The sequence below is a fragment of the Cryobacterium sp. M25 genome, assembly GCF_002929635.1.
GTDB lineage: Bacteria > Actinomycetota > Actinomycetes > Actinomycetales > Microbacteriaceae > Cryobacterium > Cryobacterium sandaracinum.
In genome coordinates this window covers 1-17292 of sequence record NZ_PJJU01000052.1, presented here as the reverse complement: position 1 = coordinate 17292, position 17292 = coordinate 1, and the positions used below count along the sequence as shown (strand labels likewise).

Annotated in this window: 15 protein-coding genes; 7 read left to right on the top strand and 8 right to left on the bottom strand. The window is 69.1% G+C overall.

The features are described from left to right. The first annotated feature begins 10 nt into the window (after window positions 1-10). The 7 genes from CXY81_RS08835 to CXY81_RS08805 all read left to right on the top strand — a co-directional run bounded on the left by CXY81_RS08835 (window position 11) and on the right by CXY81_RS08805 (window position 10491). Window positions 11-1984, top strand: coding sequence for a cation-translocating P-type ATPase (locus CXY81_RS08835; RefSeq protein ID WP_104194628.1), 1974 nt, complete (start codon window positions 11-13; stop codon window positions 1982-1984). Next, window positions 1981-2691, top strand: coding sequence for a metalloregulator ArsR/SmtB family transcription factor (locus CXY81_RS08830; RefSeq protein ID WP_104170169.1), 711 nt, complete (start codon window positions 1981-1983; stop codon window positions 2689-2691). The genes CXY81_RS08835 and CXY81_RS08830 overlap by 4 nt, the downstream gene beginning before the upstream one ends. 79 nt (window positions 2692-2770) lie before the next feature. After that, entirely contained in the window at window positions 2771-6556 is a 3786-nt protein-coding gene (locus CXY81_RS08825) for a nitrate reductase subunit alpha (protein WP_104194685.1), read from the top strand. After that, window positions 6557-8224, top strand: coding sequence for a nitrate reductase subunit beta (gene narH, locus CXY81_RS08820; protein ID WP_104101357.1), 1668 nt, complete (start codon window positions 6557-6559; stop codon window positions 8222-8224). Next, the gene (narJ, locus tag CXY81_RS08815) at window positions 8221-8913 is read left to right on the top strand and encodes a nitrate reductase molybdenum cofactor assembly chaperone (RefSeq protein ID WP_233194083.1); all 693 of its coding nucleotides are present in this window, start codon (window positions 8221-8223) and stop codon (window positions 8911-8913) included. Before narH ends, narJ begins: the two co-directional genes overlap by 4 nt. After that, window positions 8910-9683 carry a respiratory nitrate reductase subunit gamma gene (narI, locus tag CXY81_RS08810; RefSeq protein WP_104194627.1) on the top strand — a complete coding sequence of 258 codons (774 nt, stop codon included), beginning with the start codon at window positions 8910-8912 and terminating at the stop codon, window positions 9681-9683. Before narJ ends, narI begins: the two co-directional genes overlap by 4 nt. 289 nt (window positions 9684-9972) lie before the next feature. Then, entirely contained in the window at window positions 9973-10491 is a 519-nt protein-coding gene (locus tag CXY81_RS08805; RefSeq protein WP_199180891.1) for a DUF2231 domain-containing protein, read from the top strand. A gap of 378 nt (window positions 10492-10869) precedes the next feature. Here CXY81_RS08805 and CXY81_RS08800 read toward each other — a convergent pair whose 3' ends face one another. The 8 genes from CXY81_RS08800 to CXY81_RS08765 form a co-directional block, all read right to left on the bottom strand. Beyond that, window positions 10870-11337 (bottom strand): SRPBCC domain-containing protein, encoded by a 468-nt coding sequence (locus CXY81_RS08800; protein WP_104194626.1) that lies wholly within the window; start codon window positions 11335-11337, stop codon window positions 10870-10872. 31 nt (window positions 11338-11368) lie between these two features. Next, entirely contained in the window at window positions 11369-12694 is a 1326-nt protein-coding gene (locus CXY81_RS08795; RefSeq protein ID WP_104170173.1) for an MFS transporter, read from the bottom strand. A gap of 131 nt (window positions 12695-12825) precedes the next feature. Continuing rightward, window positions 12826-13065 (bottom strand): MoaD/ThiS family protein, encoded by a 240-nt coding sequence (locus tag CXY81_RS08790; protein WP_104170174.1) that lies wholly within the window; start codon window positions 13063-13065, stop codon window positions 12826-12828. Continuing rightward, complete coding sequence (locus CXY81_RS08785) at window positions 13065-13352, bottom strand: DUF6457 domain-containing protein (protein ID WP_174720208.1); 288 nt, start codon at window positions 13350-13352, stop codon at window positions 13065-13067. The genes CXY81_RS08790 and CXY81_RS08785 overlap by 1 nt, the downstream gene beginning before the upstream one ends. Window positions 13353-13365: 13 nt before the next feature. After that, a complete protein-coding gene (locus CXY81_RS08780) occupies window positions 13366-14073 on the bottom strand; it encodes a molybdenum cofactor guanylyltransferase (protein ID WP_233194080.1) in 708 nt (235 codons plus the stop codon). Window positions 14074-14075: 2 nt separating this feature from the next. Next, on the bottom strand, window positions 14076-14573 hold the full coding sequence (gene moaC, locus CXY81_RS08775; RefSeq protein WP_104170175.1) for a cyclic pyranopterin monophosphate synthase MoaC: 498 nt from the start codon (window positions 14571-14573) through the stop codon (window positions 14076-14078). Beyond that, the gene (glp, locus tag CXY81_RS08770) at window positions 14570-15868 is read right to left on the bottom strand and encodes a gephyrin-like molybdotransferase Glp (protein ID WP_104170176.1); all 1299 of its coding nucleotides are present in this window, start codon (window positions 15866-15868) and stop codon (window positions 14570-14572) included. Before glp ends, moaC begins: the two co-directional genes overlap by 4 nt. 2 nt (window positions 15869-15870) lie before the next feature. Then, the gene (locus CXY81_RS08765) at window positions 15871-17121 is read right to left on the bottom strand and encodes a ThiF family adenylyltransferase (RefSeq protein WP_104170177.1); all 1251 of its coding nucleotides are present in this window, start codon (window positions 17119-17121) and stop codon (window positions 15871-15873) included. Window positions 17122-17292: the final 171 nt, after the last annotated feature.

Sequence of the window (17292 nt, the reverse complement as noted above, 5' to 3'; positions counted from 1 at the left end):
GGGGAGTGACATGACCATCGTGCGCCGCCACCTGATTCCCCTCATTTCCGGCGCGTTGATCGGCGCCGCCTGGCTGCTCGGCCTTCTGCCGGTGCCGCCGCTTGTCTCCGACGCGGCGATGGTGGCGGCCGCGGTCGTGGCCGGGTTCCCGATCATGCGGACCGCCGGGCGCGCGCTGCTCGCCCGGGTCGTGGGCATCGACCTGCTTGTCACGGTCGCCTCCGTCGGCGCCATCGTGCTCGGCGAATACTGGGAGGCCGCCGCCGTGACCTTCCTGTTCGCGATCGGGCATGCCCTCGAAACGGCCACCCTCAGCCGCACCCGCTCCGCCCTGACCGCGCTCGTGGCCCTGGCCCCGGACGTCGCCCTCGTGCTGCGGAACGGCGAGCAGCTCGAGGTCTTGGCCGGGTCCGTGCGGACCGGGGAGACCGTCCTGGTCAAGAACGGCGCGCGGGTGCCCGTCGACGGCACCGTGCAGCAGGGCACGGGCACGATCGACGAGGCCTCCATCACGGGCGAGTCCTCCCCGGCCGAGAAGCGCGCCGGCGACCGCGTCTTCGCAGGCACGGTCTCGACCGGCGGCTTCTTGCAGGTGCTGGCCACCGAGGTCGGCGCGGCTACCACCCTGGCCCACATCGTGCACCGGGTCGAGGAGGCCCAGGAGGCCACGGCCCCGACCCAGGTCTTCATGGACCGGTTCTCGGCCTGGTACACCCCCGGCATCCTGGTGCTCGCGATCATCGTCGGCGTGGTGACCGGCGACGTGTTCCTGGCGCTGACCCTGCTCGTGATCGGGTGTCCCGGCGCCCTGGTCATCTCCATCCCGGTCGCGATCGTTGCCGGGATCGGCCGCGCCGCGCAGCTCGGAATCCTTATCAAGGGCGGCGAGTTCCTCGAGACCGCCGCGAAGATCACGGTCGTCGCGGTCGACAAGACGGGCACCCTCACCCGGGGCCGTCCGGTCCTGACGGATGTCCTGGTGCTGAACCCCGCTCTGACCCGTGCCGAGGTGCTCGACTGGGCTTCACGGGCGGAGGCCGGCTCCGAGCATCCGCTGGCCGGGGCGATCGTGCAGGCCGCCGCGCGGGAGGCCGCACGCGAAGCCGCGCAGGGCGCCCAGGTGACCGGCCTGCCGGAACACATCACGTCGGTGCCCGGGCAGGGCATCGTCGCCGCGGTGGCCGGCCGCACCGTGCTGATCGGCAATCCGGCCCTGCTCCGCGCCCACCGGATCGCGGGCACGGATGCCGCCACGACGCTGGCCGAGAAACTCGCCGCCCACGGGCGCACGCCGCTGATCGTCGTGCTCGACGGCGTCGTCGCCGGTGTCCTTGCCGTGGCCGACGAGGTGCGTCCCGACGCCGCCGACATGGTGGACGCGCTGCACAAGGCGGGGATCGTTCGGGTCGTCATGCTCACCGGCGACGGGCCGCTCGTGGCGCAGGCCGTGGGTGCCCACGTCGGAATCGACGAGATCCGGTCGTCGCTGCTGCCGGAGGACAAGCTCGACGTCGTCACCGGGCTCCGGCGGGACGGCCACGTCGTGGCGATGGTGGGAGACGGCGTCAACGACGCCCCGGCCCTGGCCACGGCGGACATCGGCATCGCGATGGCGGCGGCCGGTTCGGCCGTCGCGGTCGAGACCGCCGACATCGCGCTGATGGGTGACAACCTGCTGATGCTCCCCGCCGCCATCGACCTGGCCCGCCGCACGGTGCGCGTCATGCACCAGAACGTGGCCCTCGCGCTGGTCACGGTGGCGCTGTTGCTGGCCGGTGTGCTGTTCGGCGGCGTGAGCATGTTCGGCGGCATGCTCGTGCATGAGGCATCCGTACTGATCGTGATCGTGAATGCGATGCGCCTGCTGCGCCGGTCCGGGCAGCGCGCGGAACGCAGAGCACGGCGTCGGATTTCGTCCGAATCGCATGTCCAGTCCCCGGAAAAGTCAGAGAAATCAGAAAATAAGGAGATGATTAGGAGGTGACGCCGTCCTCCCCCTCGTCGAGCTACCGCACGCTCGCGTCCTTCAGCAGGATTCAGCTTCTGTACTTCCTGCAGCAGCGCGGAACGATGACGGTGGGCGACCTGGCCGAGGCCACCGGTCTGCACCACAACACGGCCCGGGAGCACCTGCAGCGCCTGATCGGGGACGGTTTCGTCACCTGTCACCCGGAAAACAAAGACTCCAAGGGCCGGCCTCGGATGTTGTACAGCGCCGCCGCCGGCCCGGACCACGTCGTCGGCTCCATCCGGGCCGCGAAGGCCGAAGCCGCCGGTCGCCACGGTGACCAGGTGCGACGGATGCTGCGGGTCGAGGCCGTCATCCACTCGCCGCTGCAGCGGCAACTGGACGCCCTCGACGACCACCTCGACGAGTCCGGCTTCGACGCGCGGCTCGAGATCGACGGTGCCGACGGCAACCGAGTGCACCTGCACGAATGCCCGTACAGCGAGATGGTCAAGGCGCACCCCGAGGTCTGCCGGGTGCACTTCGGGCTGCTGAAAACCCTGCTCGAAAGGACCGAGGGACCCCTGAGCGCCGACGCGCTGCACCCGCTGGTCGAACTGAACACCTGCACCCTCGACCTGCACCGGTCCGACGCCGACCCAGGTGTCGAAACAGGCGCCGAACCCACCGCCGAGGAACAGCCCAAGCCGGCAATCATTTATCACGGCGTTTCCGGCTTGTAGCGAATTTCGCCACCCCTGAGACTGGAGTCCGAGGGTGGTTGCCGACCATGGTGACCCCGGGCAGTGCAAGGGGTACGTTGTGAAAACACTCAAGAATTCGGCTTTCTCGAAGCCGGCTAAGACCCGGCCGGCCAAGCCCGGCATCGACGCCCCCATCGACGACACGATCCTGAAGCTCGGGCGGTTCCTGCGCCGAGGCAAGGCCTCACCCGACCTGCGATCCGTGTTCCTTACGGGCGGCCGCGACGCCGACTCGTTCTACCGCGACCGCTGGACCCACGACAAAGAGGTGCGGTCCACCCACGGCGTGAACTGCACCGGCTCCTGCTCCTGGAAGGTGTACGTCAAGGACGGCATCATCACCTGGGAGACCCAGCAGACCGACTATCCCTCCGTCGGCCCCGACTCACCCGAATACGAGCCCCGCGGCTGCCCCCGCGGCGCCGCCTTCAGCTGGTACACCTACTCGCCGACCCGGGTCAAGTACCCCTACGTGCGCGGCGTGCTGCTTGACCTGTTCCGTGCGGCGAAGGCCCGCACCGGCGACCCGGTGCTCGCCTGGGCCGAGGTCACCGGCGACCCCGAGAGCGCCCGCGCCTACAAAAGCGCCCGCGGCAAGGGCGGCCTGGTGCGCACCAGCTGGGACGAGGCGTCCGAGATCGTCGCCGCCGCCCACGTGCACACCATCAAGAAGTACGGCCCCGACCGCATCGCCGGCTTCTCGCCGATCCCCGCCATGTCGATCGTCTCGCAGGGGGTGGGCAACCGGTTCATCTCCATGCTCGGCGGCACCATGCTCTCGTTCTACGACTGGTACGCCGACCTGCCCGTGGCGTCCCCGCAGGTGTTCGGCGACCAGACCGACGTGCCGGAATCGGCAGACTGGTGGAACTCCTCCTACCTGATCATGTGGGGCTCCAACGTGCCGGTCACCCGCACGCCCGACGCGCACTTCATGGTCGAGGCCCGCTACAAGGGCCAGAAGGTCATCACCGTCTCGCCCGACTACGCCGACAACTCCAAGTTCGCCGACGAGTGGCTGGCCGTGCACCCCGGCACCGACGGCGCGCTCGCGCTGGCCATGGGCCACGTCGTGCTCAAGGAATTCCTGGTCGACCGCCGCACGCCCCGCTTCGTCGACTACATGAAGCGTTACAGCGACTCCGCCTACCTGATCAGCCTCACCAGGCGCGGCGACGCGTACGTGCCCGGCAAGTTCGTGACCGCGGATGCCCTGCCCGGCCTGGCCCCGACGGTCGCCAGCGCCGCGTTCAAGCCGGTGCTTCTGGGCCACGACGGCGAGGTCGTCGTGCCCAACGGTTCGATCGGGCACCGTTTCTCCGAGACCGACGTCGGCAAATGGAACCTCGACCTCGAGGGTGTCGACCCGCTCCTGTCCATCTCCGACGCACCCGACTACGACCAGGCGTCCGTCGCCATCGACATGCCCCGGTTCGACGTTGCTCCGGAGACCGACGAGATCGGAGAGCAGCACGCGGGCGGTGCGGGCATCATCCGTCGCGGCGTACCCGTGCGGATGGTGGCCGGCCAGCTGGTCACCACCGTGTTCGACCTGCTGCTCGCGCAGTACGGCGTCGGCCGGCCCGGCCTGCCCGGTGTCTGGCCCACCGGCTACGACGACGCCACCTCACCCGGTACCCCTGCCTGGCAGGAGGGCATCACCTCGGTGCCGATGCAGGCCGCCGAACGCATCGGCCGCGAGTTCGCGCAGAACGCCGAAGACTCCAATGGACGCTCGATGATCCTGATGGGTGCCGGAACCAACCACTGGTTCCATTCCGACACCATCTACCGGGCCTTCCTGGCACTGACCACCATGACCGGCTGCCAGGGCGTCAACGGTGGCGGCTGGGCTCACTACGTCGGCCAGGAGAAGGTGCGCCCGCTCACCGGCTACGGCCAGTACGCGTTCGGCCTGGACTGGGTGCGCCCGCCCCGCCAGATGATCGGCACGGGCTTCTTCTACCTCGCCACCGACCAGTGGCGCTACGACGGCCTCGCCGCCGACACCCTGTCCAGCCCGCTCGGCGCAGGCACCTTCGCCGGCCGCACCACCGCGGACTGCCTGGTCGAGTCGACCAAGCGCGGCTGGATGCCCGGCTACCCCACCTTCAACCGCAACTCGCTCGACCTCGTCGACGACGCGGTCGGGGCGGGCGTCGACCCGGCCCAGTACGTGGTCGAGTCCCTCGGCGACGGCACCCTCGAGTACGCCATCGAGGACCCGGACGCGCCGGAGAACTTCCCGCGCATCCTCGACGTGTGGCGGGCCAACGTGATCGGCTCGTCCGGCAAGGGCAACGAGTACTTCCTGAAGCACCTGCTGGGCACCAAGAACGCCGTGCGCGCCCCCGAATCGCCGCCCGAGAAGCGTCCGAAGACCATGAAGTGGCACGAGACCGCCCCCGAGGGCAAGCTTGACCTGATGGTCACCAGCGACTTCCGCATGACGAGCACCACCATCTTCAGCGACGTGGTGCTGCCGCCGGCCACCTGGTACGAGAAGAACGACCTGTCGACCACCGACATGCACCCCTTCATCCACTCGTTCAACCCGGCGATCGCCCCGCCGTGGCAGGCGAAGACCGACTTCGACATCTTCCACATCCTCGCGGAGAAGATCTCTGAGATGTCCGTGGAGCACCTCGGGGTGCGGAAGGACCTGGTCGCCGTTCCGCTGCTGCACGACACCCCGGATGCGATGAGCGCCCCGCACGGCATCGTCGAATACGACCAGGTGCTGGTGCCCGGCGTGACCATGCCCAAACTGGTCGTGGTCGAACGCGACTACCCGGCCTTCGCCGCCCGGCTCGGTGCCCTCGGCCCGCTGACCGAGAAGCTCGGCATGATGACCAAGGGCGTCAAGTTCAACCCCGACGTCGAGGTGGCCTACCTGGCGAAGAAGAACGGGCTCGTCGAGAGCGGCCCCGCCGCCGGGCGGCCGCAGCTGAAGACCGCCATCCAGGCCTGCGAAATGGTGCTCGCGCTCTCCGGCACCACCAACGGACGGCTCGGTACGCAAGGCTTCCGCAGGATGGAGGAGCGCACCGGCCAGAAGTTGGCGCACCTGGCCAGCGACAACGAGGGCCGTCGCTTCTCCTACCCGGATGTGCAGGGTGCCCCGGTCCCGGTGCTCACCTCCCCGGAGTGGTCCGGCAGCGAGCACGGCGGCCGACGCTACAGCGCGTTCACGATCAACGTGGAGCACCTCAAGCCCTGGCACACCCTCACCGGGAGGCAACACTTCTACCTCGACCACGACTGGATGATCGAGCTGGGGGAGACCATGCCGATCTTCCGGCCGCCGCTGGACATGCACCGCCTGTTCGATGATTCCATCGTCGGGTCGACCTCGTCCACCGGCGCGACCGGCTCGAAGGGACGGGCCGAGGTGGCCGTGCGCTACCTCACCCCGCACTCCAAGTGGTCGATTCACTCCGAGTACCAGGACAACCTGATGATGCTGTCGCTGTCCCGCGGCGGGCCCACCATCTGGATGTCACCGCAGGACGCCGACAAGATCGGCGTGCGTGACAACGAATGGATCGAGTCCTACAACCGCAACGGCGTCGTCGTGGCCCGTGCGGTCGTCTCGCACCGGATGCCCGAGGGCACCGTGTACATGTACCACGCGAAGGACCGCACCATCAATGTGCCGATCGCCGAGACGAGTGGCATGCGCGGCGGCACGAACAACTCGCTCACCCGAATCCTGCTGAAACCGAGTCACCTGATCGGTGGCTACGCCCAGCTGTCCTTCGCTTTCAATTACCTCGGCCCGACCGGGAACCAACGCGACGAGGTCACCGTGATCCGTCGACGCAGCCAGGAGGTTGAGTACTAAATGCGCGTAATGGCTCAGATGTCGATGATCATGAATCTCGACAAGTGCATCGGGTGCCACACCTGTTCGGTCACCTGTAAGCAGGTGTGGACCAACCGCACCGGCGTCGAATACGTCTGGTTCAACAACGTGGAGACCAAGCCCGGCGTCGGCTACCCGCGCCGCTACGAAGACCAGGACAAGTGGAAGGGCGGCTGGCAGCGCAACAAGCGCGGACGCCTGAAACTGCGCTCCGGTGGCCGCATCAAGCGTCTCGCCACCATCTTCAACAACCCCGACCTCCCGGTGATCGACGACTACTACGAGCCGTGGACCTACGACTACGACATGCTGACCAAGGCTCCGCTGAGCACGGAAAGCCCCGTCGCCCGGCCCAAGTCGCTGCTCACCGGCCAGAACATGGACATCAAGTGGTCCGGCAACTGGGACGACGACCTCGGCGGCTCGCAGGAGACGGCGGCAGACGACCCCATCCTCGCCACCATGAGCGAGCACGTGAAGATGGAGTTCGAGAACACCTTCATGTTCTACCTGCCGCGCATCTGCGAGCACTGCCTGAACCCCGCCTGCGTCGCGGCCTGCCCCTCGGGCGCCATGTACAAGCGCGAGGAGGACGGTATCGTCCTCGTCGACGAAGACGGATGCCGCGGCTGGCGCATGTGCGTCTCCGCCTGCCCGTACAAGAAGGTCTACTTCAACCACAAGACGGGTAAGGCCGAGAAGTGCACGCTCTGCTACCCGTTGATCGAGCAGGGCAAGCCCACGATCTGCTCGGAGACCTGCGTCGGCCGGCTGCGCTACCTCGGCCTGATGCTCTACGACGCCGACGCGGTCCTCGCGCAGGCCTCGGTCGAGAACGAGCACGACCTGCTGGATGCCCAGCGCGCCTGCTTCCTCGACCCGTTCGACCCTGAGGTCATCGCCGCGGCGAAGGCCGAAGGCATGGAGGACGACTGGATCCTCGCGGCCCAGAATAGCCCGATCTACAAGCTCATCTCCGAGTACAAGGTGGCTCTGCCGCTGCATCCGGAGTACCGCACCATGCCGATGGTCTGGTACATCCCCCCGCTGTCCCCGGTGGTCGACGTCATCTCGACCACCAACAACGACGGTGAGGATGCCCGCACCCTGTTCGCCGCCATCGACAAGCTCCGCATCCCGGTGGAATACCTCGCCGGACTGTTCTCGGCCGGAGACGTCGTTCCCGTCGAGTCCTCGCTGCGGAAGCTCGCCGCCATGAGGTCGTACATGCGCGACATCAACCTGGGCCGCGACCGCGACGAGTCGATCCCGGAAGCGGTCGGCATGACCGGTCCCGAGATCGAGGCCATGTACCGCCTGCTGGCCATCGCCAAGTACGAGGATCGCTACGTCATCCCCAAGGCGCACGTCGAGACGGCGCGTGAGCTTGAGGAACTCGCCTGCTCGCTCGACACCGACGGCGGCCCCGGTATGGGTGGCCCCAGCGTCGCCACGGCGGCCGGCCCCTATGGCAAGACCCCCGGGATGCCGCTGAACGCGACCGTCGACAACTACAACGAGATGGTCGGCAAGGGCTCCGAACGCACGAAGCCCACCACGCCCGGCCGGGTCAACCTGCTCAACTGGACCGGCGGCGGCGTGCCGGAGGGCATGTTCCCGCCGAAGGCCTCCGGGAGTCCCGCGTGAGGCTGGCGAAGCTCCCGACCCGCAAGGTCACGGCGCTGCCTCTGTCCGCGGAGGACGGCCGGATGGCGCACATGGCGGCATCCATTCTGCTGGATTACCCCAGCCAGGAGCGACGGGCCCGTTTCGGTGCTGTCGCCGCGTCGGTGGCGTTGCTGCCGGATCCGCTCCGCCACGCCTTCGAGGCGTTCCTGACGAAAGCGGATGCGATGACGCAGCAGGAGTTGGAAATCCACTTCACGGCCACTTTCGACCTCAAGCGCAAGTGCTGCCCGTACCTGAGCTACTACGCGGCGGGGGACACCCGTCGCCGCGGCATGGCGCTCGTGCGCTTCGTCGAGGCCTACCGTGCCGCGGGCTGGGAGGTCGCCGCCGACGAACTGCCCGACTACCTGCCGATGGTGCTCGAATTCTCCGCGCGGAGCGACTCGCCGATCGCCCAGGAACTGCTCGCCGCGCACCGCGACGGGATCGAGGTGCTCCGCATGGCACTCGAGGCCGTGCCGAGCCCCTACGCGCACATTGTGGAGGCGGTCTCCCTGTCTCTCCCGAAGATCGACGAGGAGACGCGTCAGCGTTACCTCAACCTGGTGAACGAGGGTCCGCCGACCGAGACGGTCGGCATGACCTTCCTGGGCAATCTCAAACCGTTCTCGCCGTCCGGCGCGAACAGCGAGGAAGTACGGGTATGAATCCGCTCGACATTCTGCTTTGGGTGGCGTTCCCCTACGCCGCCGCCGGGGTCTTCATCGTCGGTCACCTTCTGCGCTACCGGTTCGACCAGTTCGGCTGGACCTCACGGTCGAGCCAGACCTATGAGAACAAGTGGCTCCGCTGGGGCTCGCCCATGTTCCACTACGGCATCCTGATGGTCTTCGGCGGTCACATTGTCGGACTCTTCATCCCCAAACCGTGGCTCGAGTTCTTTGGCGTCACCGAGCACATCTACCACCTCGGGGCCACCTGGCTGGGCAGCGTCGCCGCGGTGCTGACCATCGCCGGCCTCGCCATCCTGCTGATCCGTCGCCGCCTGGTCGCCCGGGTCAAGCTGGTCACGACCGTGATGGACAAGGTCATGTACCTGTTCCTCGCCGGCACCATCGCCTTCGGCACGACGGCGACCGTGCTCTACCAGGTGCTCGGCGCCGGCTACGACTACCGTGGGTCGATCTCGCCGTGGATCCGCAGCCTGTACGCCTTTCAGCCGGACCCGGCGCTGATGAGCGACGTGCCGTTCTTCTTCCAACTGCACGTGCTCTCCGCCACGATGCTCTTCCTGCTGTGGCCCTTCACCCGACTGGTGCATGTATTCTCGGCGCCGCTCGGCTACTTCGTGCGTCCCTACATCGTCTACCGCTCGCGGGACGGCCACCGCGGTGCGGGCTCCCAGAAGGCCCGCCGTGGCTGGGAGAAGAGCGAACTACCGAGGGACACCCGCGAAAAGGTGGGCGGCCGCCGCTAGCCGAAGATCCCAGGGACGTCGACGCCGGTGCGCGACCCGCAGCCGCCATATGCAGTCGGGGGAGCGGGTCGCAGGGGCAACGGATGATGCAGGCCGCCGGCACCTGGGCTGCCCGAGGGGCTAGCCCGCGCGCACGCTAGGCCGCCTGCAGGCGATCGAGGGCGTCTTGATCCCGCCGCACTCGGGGTGGTAAGCGAAGCCTGCGCTGAATGGCGGGGTTCCGCTCCGGTGCCTAGCATTGCCAGTGCGGGTCCACTTTCGTGCCTGAGTATGCCCCAGAGGGAGACACATGTTCGATGCGCTGCTCGACACCATCTTCGGTTTGCCTGTGCACCCCCTCGTGGTGCACGCGACCGCGGTCGTCGTTCCCACGGCCGCCCTCGTCGTCGTCGCGGCCCTCTGGCCCCGGTTTCGCCGGTGGGCGAAGTTCCTGCCGCTGATCCTCGCATTGGCCGCACTCGTTCTCGTGCCGCTGGCGCGCGAATCCGGGGAGGCGCTGAGAGAGCGGGTCACCGAGACCGCGCTGGTCGAGACCCACTCCGAGCTGGCCGACGGGCTGCTGCCCTGGGTTGCCGCCCTGGTCGTGGTCGCCGCCGTTCTACTCTGGTGGAACTACCGGGAGGTCGGCGGCCGGACATCCGTCGCCCGCGCCCCGAAGTGGGTGGCCATCGTGCTGGCCGTGGCCGCGCTGGTCGCCGCCACGGGAACCATCGTGCAGGCCGTGCTCATCGGTCACAGCGGTGCGGCGGCCGTCTGGTCCGAGGTCGGGGGAGCACCGGCACCCGCCGGGGGCGAAGACGACGACTGAGCCGGCCTGAACTCAGTCGGTCACGGAGCTGTCGGCGCCCACGCCGGCGGCAACCTCGCGGGCCCACTCGGCGGAGATTCTGGCTCTCCTGACTCTTCCGTGGGTTAGGCCCGGTCGCGCGAGCGCGCGTGTGCGGGTGTGTGTGTGCGGCCAACTCAGGACATCCGTTGCCCGGCATGCACCGGCCGCCACGGATCAGTGCGGAACCAGTGTGGATGTTCGGCCCGGCCGGACGGATCTCCTGAGTTGGCCACAGGCCCCGCCGGGTGGGCAGCAGCGCTGGTGCGGATCGGGCATCGACCACTCGCTTCGCCCCGTTCGGGGCTCGGAACTCCCAGTCCGACCCTTCATCGCCCACGGCTGGCAGGACCCGGGCAGCTAGTCGGCGGTGGCGGCCCGTTCCTCGGCGAGCTCCCCGAGCCGCGCGAGGGCGCGGGGCCAATCCGCAGCGAACATGGCCGTGAATTCCTCGTCGGTGTCGACGGTTACCACGAGTGTGGTCACCCCGTCGGACTCGCTGAAGGAGTAGTCCTCGTGCGCGCCCGCGAACCGCCGCGCGTGAGCGCTCGTGGTGTCGTCGATGCCCCGGGAGACAGCACCGCGGATTTCCAGGGAGATGAACTCGTCCGGCCGGTTTTCGACGACCGTGGCCACCAGCCCGCTGTGGGAAGCATCCTCGCCGGGGGCGAGGAAGCGGATCGTGCTGCCCTCCGCCCAGCTTCCGACGTAGTGGGAACCCTCGTGGAACGCCCGGGTCCAGTCCCGGTAGGTCGACGCGTCCAGCATCGTGCTCCAGACGGTGTGTACCGGAGCGTCGATCCGAATCGTGAAGTGCAGCTGTTCCATGCGGGGATCGTACTCCGATCCGGCAGATCGATCAGCTGGGGAAGGGAGCACCCTTGCGGGCGTAGTAGAACCAGGCGAGCCAGGTGCAGAACACGCAGAACACGGCGCAGCCGGCGAAGAACGCGGTCGGGCTGATCATGGTGAGCGAGATGCCCACGACGAACGGTCCGAAGGCCGCGATGGCGGAGGTCCAGGCGATGGCTCCGCCGGCCTGACGCTTCGGGAAGATCATCGGCATCTGCTTGAACGTGCCGGCGTTGGCCAGCCCGGCGAAGAAGAAGATGATCAACATGCCGGTGAGGAAGCCCCAGAACTCGTCCACGCTGGTCGGCGTGAGGAAGAAGGCGGTGAGGGCAGTTCCCGCCACCATGCCGAGGCCACCGATGAACGTGAAGATCGCGCCGCCCCACCTGTCGCAGAACGGGCCGCTCGCCGCCCGCACCAGGGCGCCGAGGACGGGGCCGATGAATGCGAAGGCCAGCGGGTTCGGGGCATCCGGGAAGTTGCCGTAGACGTCGAGGATGATCAGGCCCATCTGGGCGGCGAGGCCACTGTAGGCGCCGAAGCTCATCAGGTAGATGGCGGTCATGATCCAGGTGTGCTTGACCCCGAAGATGTCCATCTGCTGGCGGAAGTTCGCCGTGATCGGCACCCGGCGCAGGTACATCACCGCCAGGACGATGGCAAGCAGAGCCCAGGGGATGAGCACCAGCCCACCGTTGTGCAGCCAGACGAGGTCACCTTCGGCACTGCTCTGGGGGGTGAGGGCGGCGGTGCCGAGCAGACCGAATCCTACGACCCAGGGCAGGATCAGCTGCATCAGGCCGATGCCGAAGTTGCCGAGGCCTGCCTGCAGGCCCAGAGCCGTTCCGGCGAGGCGTTTGGGGAAGAAGTAGCTGGTCGATGCCATGAAACCGGAGAAGGTTCCGCCACCGATGCCGGCCGCGAACGCCAGGGAGAGCAGCACCCAGTACGGCGTGGACGTGTCCCGGGCGGCGAGGGTCCAGCCGAGCATCGGGATCACGAGCAGGGCCGACGACATGGCGACGAGGTTGCGGGTGCCCATCATCGGCGGCAGGAACATGAAGACCAGGCGCAGCAGGCCGCCGGCGAGCCCGGGGAGGGCGACGAGCCAGTACAGCTGGCTGGGTGCGAGGGAGTAGCCGATGTCGTTCAGACGCGGGGCGATCGCGCTGACGAGGTACCAGGCCGCGAAGCTCAGAGTCAGGCTGAAGGTGGTGATCCACAGGGTGCGCCAGGCGAGCCCCGGATCCCAGGTCTCGTCATTCTCCGGGTCCCAGTTGGACAGATCCGGTTTGAGTTTCGAGGCGAACTGCGGAGACGTTTCGACTGACATGGACTTCCTCGGCTGGTTGCTGCCGGGCACCAGGCCCGCGTAGCTTCCACCCTCGCGGTGCAGCGGAAATGCGACAACGCGTGAACGCCGTGAAAAATGATTCGGTCGAACAGAACCGAAATCGGCGGGCGTCAGCCGCCGGCGAAGGGCGGCAGCACGTCGACGGTGTCGCTGCCGGAGAGCGGCACCGTGTCATCCGTCGCCCGTGTGCCGTTCACGAGCAGGGAGCACCGGCCGAGGATGCGCTCGAACTCGTCGCCGTAGAGGCTGGTGAGCTGGGCGCGCAAGTCGCCGATGGTGGCGGCATCGACCGCGGCCGCGTCGGCGGCGGCGGATTCGGCTGCCGCGGCGAAGAAACGGATGGTCGCCATCAGCGTGTCGCCTCCGGCTGGTCCGGCGGCCAGGTGAGGGCGAGCCGGGTGGCCAGCGCACTGGCGGCCTCGATGGCGGCGGGTGTGCCGCCGTTCCGGGCGGCGGCCAGACCGACCAGGAACGTGCTCAGCGGGGCGGCGGGCCGGGCCACGTTGTGGGCCACGTCGCGGGCCACGTCGAGCAGCGTGCCCACGGGGATGTCGGCCGGATCCAGGCCGAGTGCGGCGGCGAGGGCCACCAGCCACTCGTCGAGAGCCTCAGGGGGAAGCGGGGTCGAGGCGCTCATTGAGTATCACTCCTCATCGGATTGCTCCGCGGTCGGATTGCTCCGCGGTCGGATTGCTCCGCGGTGGGGTGCTCCGCGGTGGGGTGCTGGTCAGCAGTGCGGAACTCCTCTCCACATCCTGCCATGTGTCCACGTCGCTCCCCTCGCCGTTCTGGTCGCGGACGCCCCGCAGCTCGAGCGGGGCCAGCAGTCCGCGCACGCTGGCGCCGTGGGCGTCGGCGCCGATCCGGTGCGCGGCCGCCCGCAGCGGCGCCAGACGGTAGATCCCCGCGAGCCACTGCGCGCGGCCGCCCGCGTCGACCAGGTGCAGGCCGTGAACGGATGCCGGCAGCCCCGGGTCGGACGCCGCCGGCACCAGTAGGCGGGCGGCATCCGCTGCCCACGGCAGGTCGCAGGCCAGCAGGAGCACCCAGTCCGCAGGCCCGGACGCGGTCGCGTGCTCGAGCGCCGCGAGTCCCGCCACGATGCCGGCGACCGGGCCGCCGAACGGGGGATCTTCGAGCGTCCAGGTCAGCTCGGCCGTGTCGTCGGCCGGGACGGCCGCACGAGCCTCCTCCGGCCCGACCACGACAACGTTCCGGGCGAGACCGCGGGCGTCCAGCACCCGGGAGAGCAGCGTGCGCCCGGCCACCTCGACCGCGGGCTTGACCGCGCCGTCGAGGCGCCGGGCGCGCCCGCCCGCCAGCACGATCAGATCGACGCTCATGGCTGCTCGGGTCATCGCTACTCGTTCGGGCGGTGCCAGTCGCCGGACTTCCCTCCGGTCTTCGTGATGAGGCGCACGTTCTCGATCCAAACGGACTTGTCGAGGCCTTTGACCATATCGACCACGGCGAGGGCGGCGACCGACACGGCGGTCAGGGCCTCCATCTCGACGCCGGTGCGGTCGGCCGTGCGCACGGTGGCCGTGACGCGCACCCCGGTGTTTTCGATGACGAGGTCGACGGCGGCGCCGTGCACCCCGATCACATGCGCGAGGGGGAGCAGGTCGGCGCACTTCTTGGCACCCTGGATGCCGGCGATGCGGGCCACGGCGAGCACATCGCCCTTGGGGGTGCTGCCGTCGCGAAGGGCCGCGATGACCGTCGGGCCGCAGGCCACGAAGCCGGCGGCGGTGGCGCTGCGCACGGTGGGCTGCTTCTCGGTGACGTCGACCATGCGGGCCTGGCCGGAAGAGTCGAGATGCGTGAAGGGGTGTGCGGACAGGTCGCGGATGCTCATGTCAACAGCATGACAGTGACGCGGTCGCCCTCGGCAATCCGCGTCACGTTTTCCGGCACGATGGCCAGCCCGACGGCCTGAGCAAGCCCGGCGACGAGGTGGGATCCCGACCCGCCCGCGGCGGACCGGCGGACCACCCTGCGGATTCCCACGCCCTCGAGGGTCACCGGCATGTACTGGGCACGGCCGGGTGGGGAGTCCCAGCTCTCCCCGGCGGTCGCCGAGATCGTGGGGCGAAAGAGCTCGATGTGCCCGCCGAGGCGGCGCAGGGCCGGCCGCACGAACACCTCGAACGACACGAAGGCGCTGACCGGGTTGCCGGGGAGGGCGAAGATGAGCGGTCCCTCGACTGCATTGTCGTCGGCCGGCCAGCGGCCGAAACCCTGAGGCTTGCCCGGCTGCATCTTGACCGGCCCGAACCGTACGGTGCCGAGCGGGGCGAGCACGGCCTTGACGATGTCGTAGGCGCCGACGCTCACCCCGCCGGAGAGCACGATGGCGTCGACCGTGCCGGCGAGGCTGGCCAGCAGGCTGCGGAGCGTGTTCTCGTCGTCGGGAACCGCGCCGAGCCGGATCGGCACCCCGCCGGCCGCGGTGACGGCCGACGCGAGGAGGTAGGAGTTGGAGTCGGGGATCTGGCCGCGCCGGGTGGGTTCGCCGGGGGTGACGAGCTCGCTCCCGGTGGAGATCACGGCCACGCGCGGAGCCGGGTGCGCCCGGAGCGACGAGGTTCCGGCGCTGGCGGCCGCGGCAACCCGGGTCGGCCAGAGCACCGAGCCGCGGGTGAGCACGGTGTCGCCGGCGTGGGCGTCTTCGCCGGCGCGACGGATGTGCGCTGCCGGCTGCGGCGCCCGCACGACGGTGACCGTGTCGATGCCCTGATCGGTGTCTTCGATCGGAACCACGGCATCCGCCCCGTCCGGGAGCGGCGCCCCCGTCATGATCCGGGCCACCTGCCCGGTCTCCAGGTGCGGGTTCTGGCTGGTTCCGGCCGCGAGGTCGGCGACCACCGGCAGCGTCACCGGGTGCTCGGCGGAGGCCTGCAGCAGGTCGGCGCGCCGGACGGCATAGCCGTCCATGGCCGAGTTGTCGAAGGGAGGTGTGTCCGTGGCGCTCCGAACATCCTCGGCCAGCATCAGGCCCAGCGCCTCGTCAAGCGAGACCAGCACGGGCGGCAGCGGGGCGACCGCGGCGAGCACGAAGGAGAGCTGGTCGGCGACGCTGCGGGCCGAGACCGGTACGGCGCAAGCGTCGGCGTCGTGCTCGTGGGTGTGCTCGTGCGTGTTCCCCGTCATGGTCAGTTCCCCGCTGTGGTCGTCGATTCGTTGGACACGGCGTCGCCGGCCCACTTGCTGCCGCGGCCGGGAGCGGTGCGTGCGGCGACGGCAACGTCCCAAGCGACGATCCCGCCGGCGAGCAGGGTGAGGCCGGTGAAGCCGGCCGCGTCCAGGGCCATAGCGGCGCGTTCGGCCCGCGGCCCCAGATGGCAGTGCAGCACCAGCGGCACGTCCCGCGGCAGGGTGGCCATTCCGGCCTCGGTGAGCAGGTCGCCGAGAGGCAGCAGGACGGCATCCGGGATGGCGCTCTCGGCGTGCTCGTCGGGCTCGCGCACGTCGACCAGCACGAACGGGTCGGTTCCCTCGGCGCGGGCAGTGAGCCGGGCCACGAGCTCCACCGGGGTGAGCGTCGGCCAGGCCCCAGCGGCGGCGGCCTGAGCGGAGCCGCGGGCGGCGGCGAGGGTCGCTGCCGGGTTCGGGTCGGCGGCGGCGATGCCGGTGCCGATCAGGGGCACCTCGGTGAAACGGCCCGAGAGCGCGTCGATCACGAGCACGCGCCCGATCAGCGGAGCGCCGATACCGGCGATCAGCTTGATCGCCTCGGTGGCCATCAGCGAGCCCACCTGGCCGCAGAGCGCGCCGAGCACGCCGGCTTCGGCGCAGTTGGGCACCTCACCCTCTGTGGGCGGGGTCGGGAACAGGTCACGCAAGTGCACCCCGGTGAGGCCGCTCTCGGCCGGTGGGGTGGCCCAGAACACCGACAGCTGGGCGTCGAAACGGAGAACGGATGCCCAGACCAGTGGCAGGCCCAGGGCCGCGCAGGTGTCGTTGACCAGGAAACGGGTGGGGAAGTTGTCGGTGCCGTCGATGACCACGTCGTAACCGCCGATGATCGCGGCGGCGTTGCCGGCGTCGAGCCGTTCGGCGTGCTGCACGACCACGGCCTCCGGCGCGATCTGGGCGATCGATTCGGCGGCGCTGGCCACCTTGGGGCGTCCGACATCCGCCTGGCCGTGCACGATCTGGCGTTGCAGGTTGCTGGGTTCGACGTCGTCGCCGTCGACGATGCCGATCGTTCCCACGCCGGCCGCGGCCAGGTAGATGAGCGCGGGGGACCCCAGCCCGCCGGCGCCGAGCACGAGCACCCGGGCGTTGGCGAGGCGACGCTGGCCGAGCTCGTTGAGCTGGGGCAGACGGCGTTGGCGGGCGGTGCGAACGGATTCGGCGCCGCTCAGGCGGGCGATCGGCTCGACAAGAGGGGGAATGGCCATGCTTCCAAGGTAGGCGTTGGCAGCGCCCGGTGTGTACCCAAAACGGTCATCTGAGCACACCCCTTGAATTTCAGGCCGCGATGTAGTCCTCTAGATGTTGTTCCCACACAGGTTGTGAGCGTGGCGTGAGCTAAAAAAGTGAGGACCTCCGGTATCGATTGGGTTACCACA

Coding starts and splice junctions, on each gene's coding strand:
- narI (WP_104194627.1), top strand. CDS start 8,910: ATGAATCCGCTCGACATTCTGCTTTGGGTGGCGTTCCCCTACGCCGCC.
- moaC (WP_104170175.1), bottom strand. CDS start 14,573: ATGAGCATCCGCGACCTGTCCGCACACCCCTTCACGCATCTCGACTCT.
- CXY81_RS08805 (WP_199180891.1), top strand. CDS start 9,973: ATGTTCGATGCGCTGCTCGACACCATCTTCGGTTTGCCTGTGCACCCC.
- glp (WP_104170176.1), bottom strand. CDS start 15,868: ATGACGGGGAACACGCACGAGCACACCCACGAGCACGACGCCGACGCT.
- CXY81_RS08780 (WP_233194080.1), bottom strand. CDS start 14,073: ATGACCCGAGCAGCCATGAGCGTCGATCTGATCGTGCTGGCGGGCGGG.
- CXY81_RS08790 (WP_104170174.1), bottom strand. CDS start 13,065: ATGGCGACCATCCGTTTCTTCGCCGCGGCAGCCGAATCCGCCGCCGCC.
- CXY81_RS08835 (WP_104194628.1), top strand. CDS start 11: ATGACCATCGTGCGCCGCCACCTGATTCCCCTCATTTCCGGCGCGTTG.
- CXY81_RS08765 (WP_104170177.1), bottom strand. CDS start 17,121: ATGGCCATTCCCCCTCTTGTCGAGCCGATCGCCCGCCTGAGCGGCGCC.
- CXY81_RS08795 (WP_104170173.1), bottom strand. CDS start 12,694: ATGTCAGTCGAAACGTCTCCGCAGTTCGCCTCGAAACTCAAACCGGAT.
- CXY81_RS08800 (WP_104194626.1), bottom strand. CDS start 11,337: ATGGAACAGCTGCACTTCACGATTCGGATCGACGCTCCGGTACACACC.
- CXY81_RS08785 (WP_174720208.1), bottom strand. CDS start 13,352: ATGAGCGCCTCGACCCCGCTTCCCCCTGAGGCTCTCGACGAGTGGCTG.
- narH (WP_104101357.1), top strand. CDS start 6,557: ATGCGCGTAATGGCTCAGATGTCGATGATCATGAATCTCGACAAGTGC.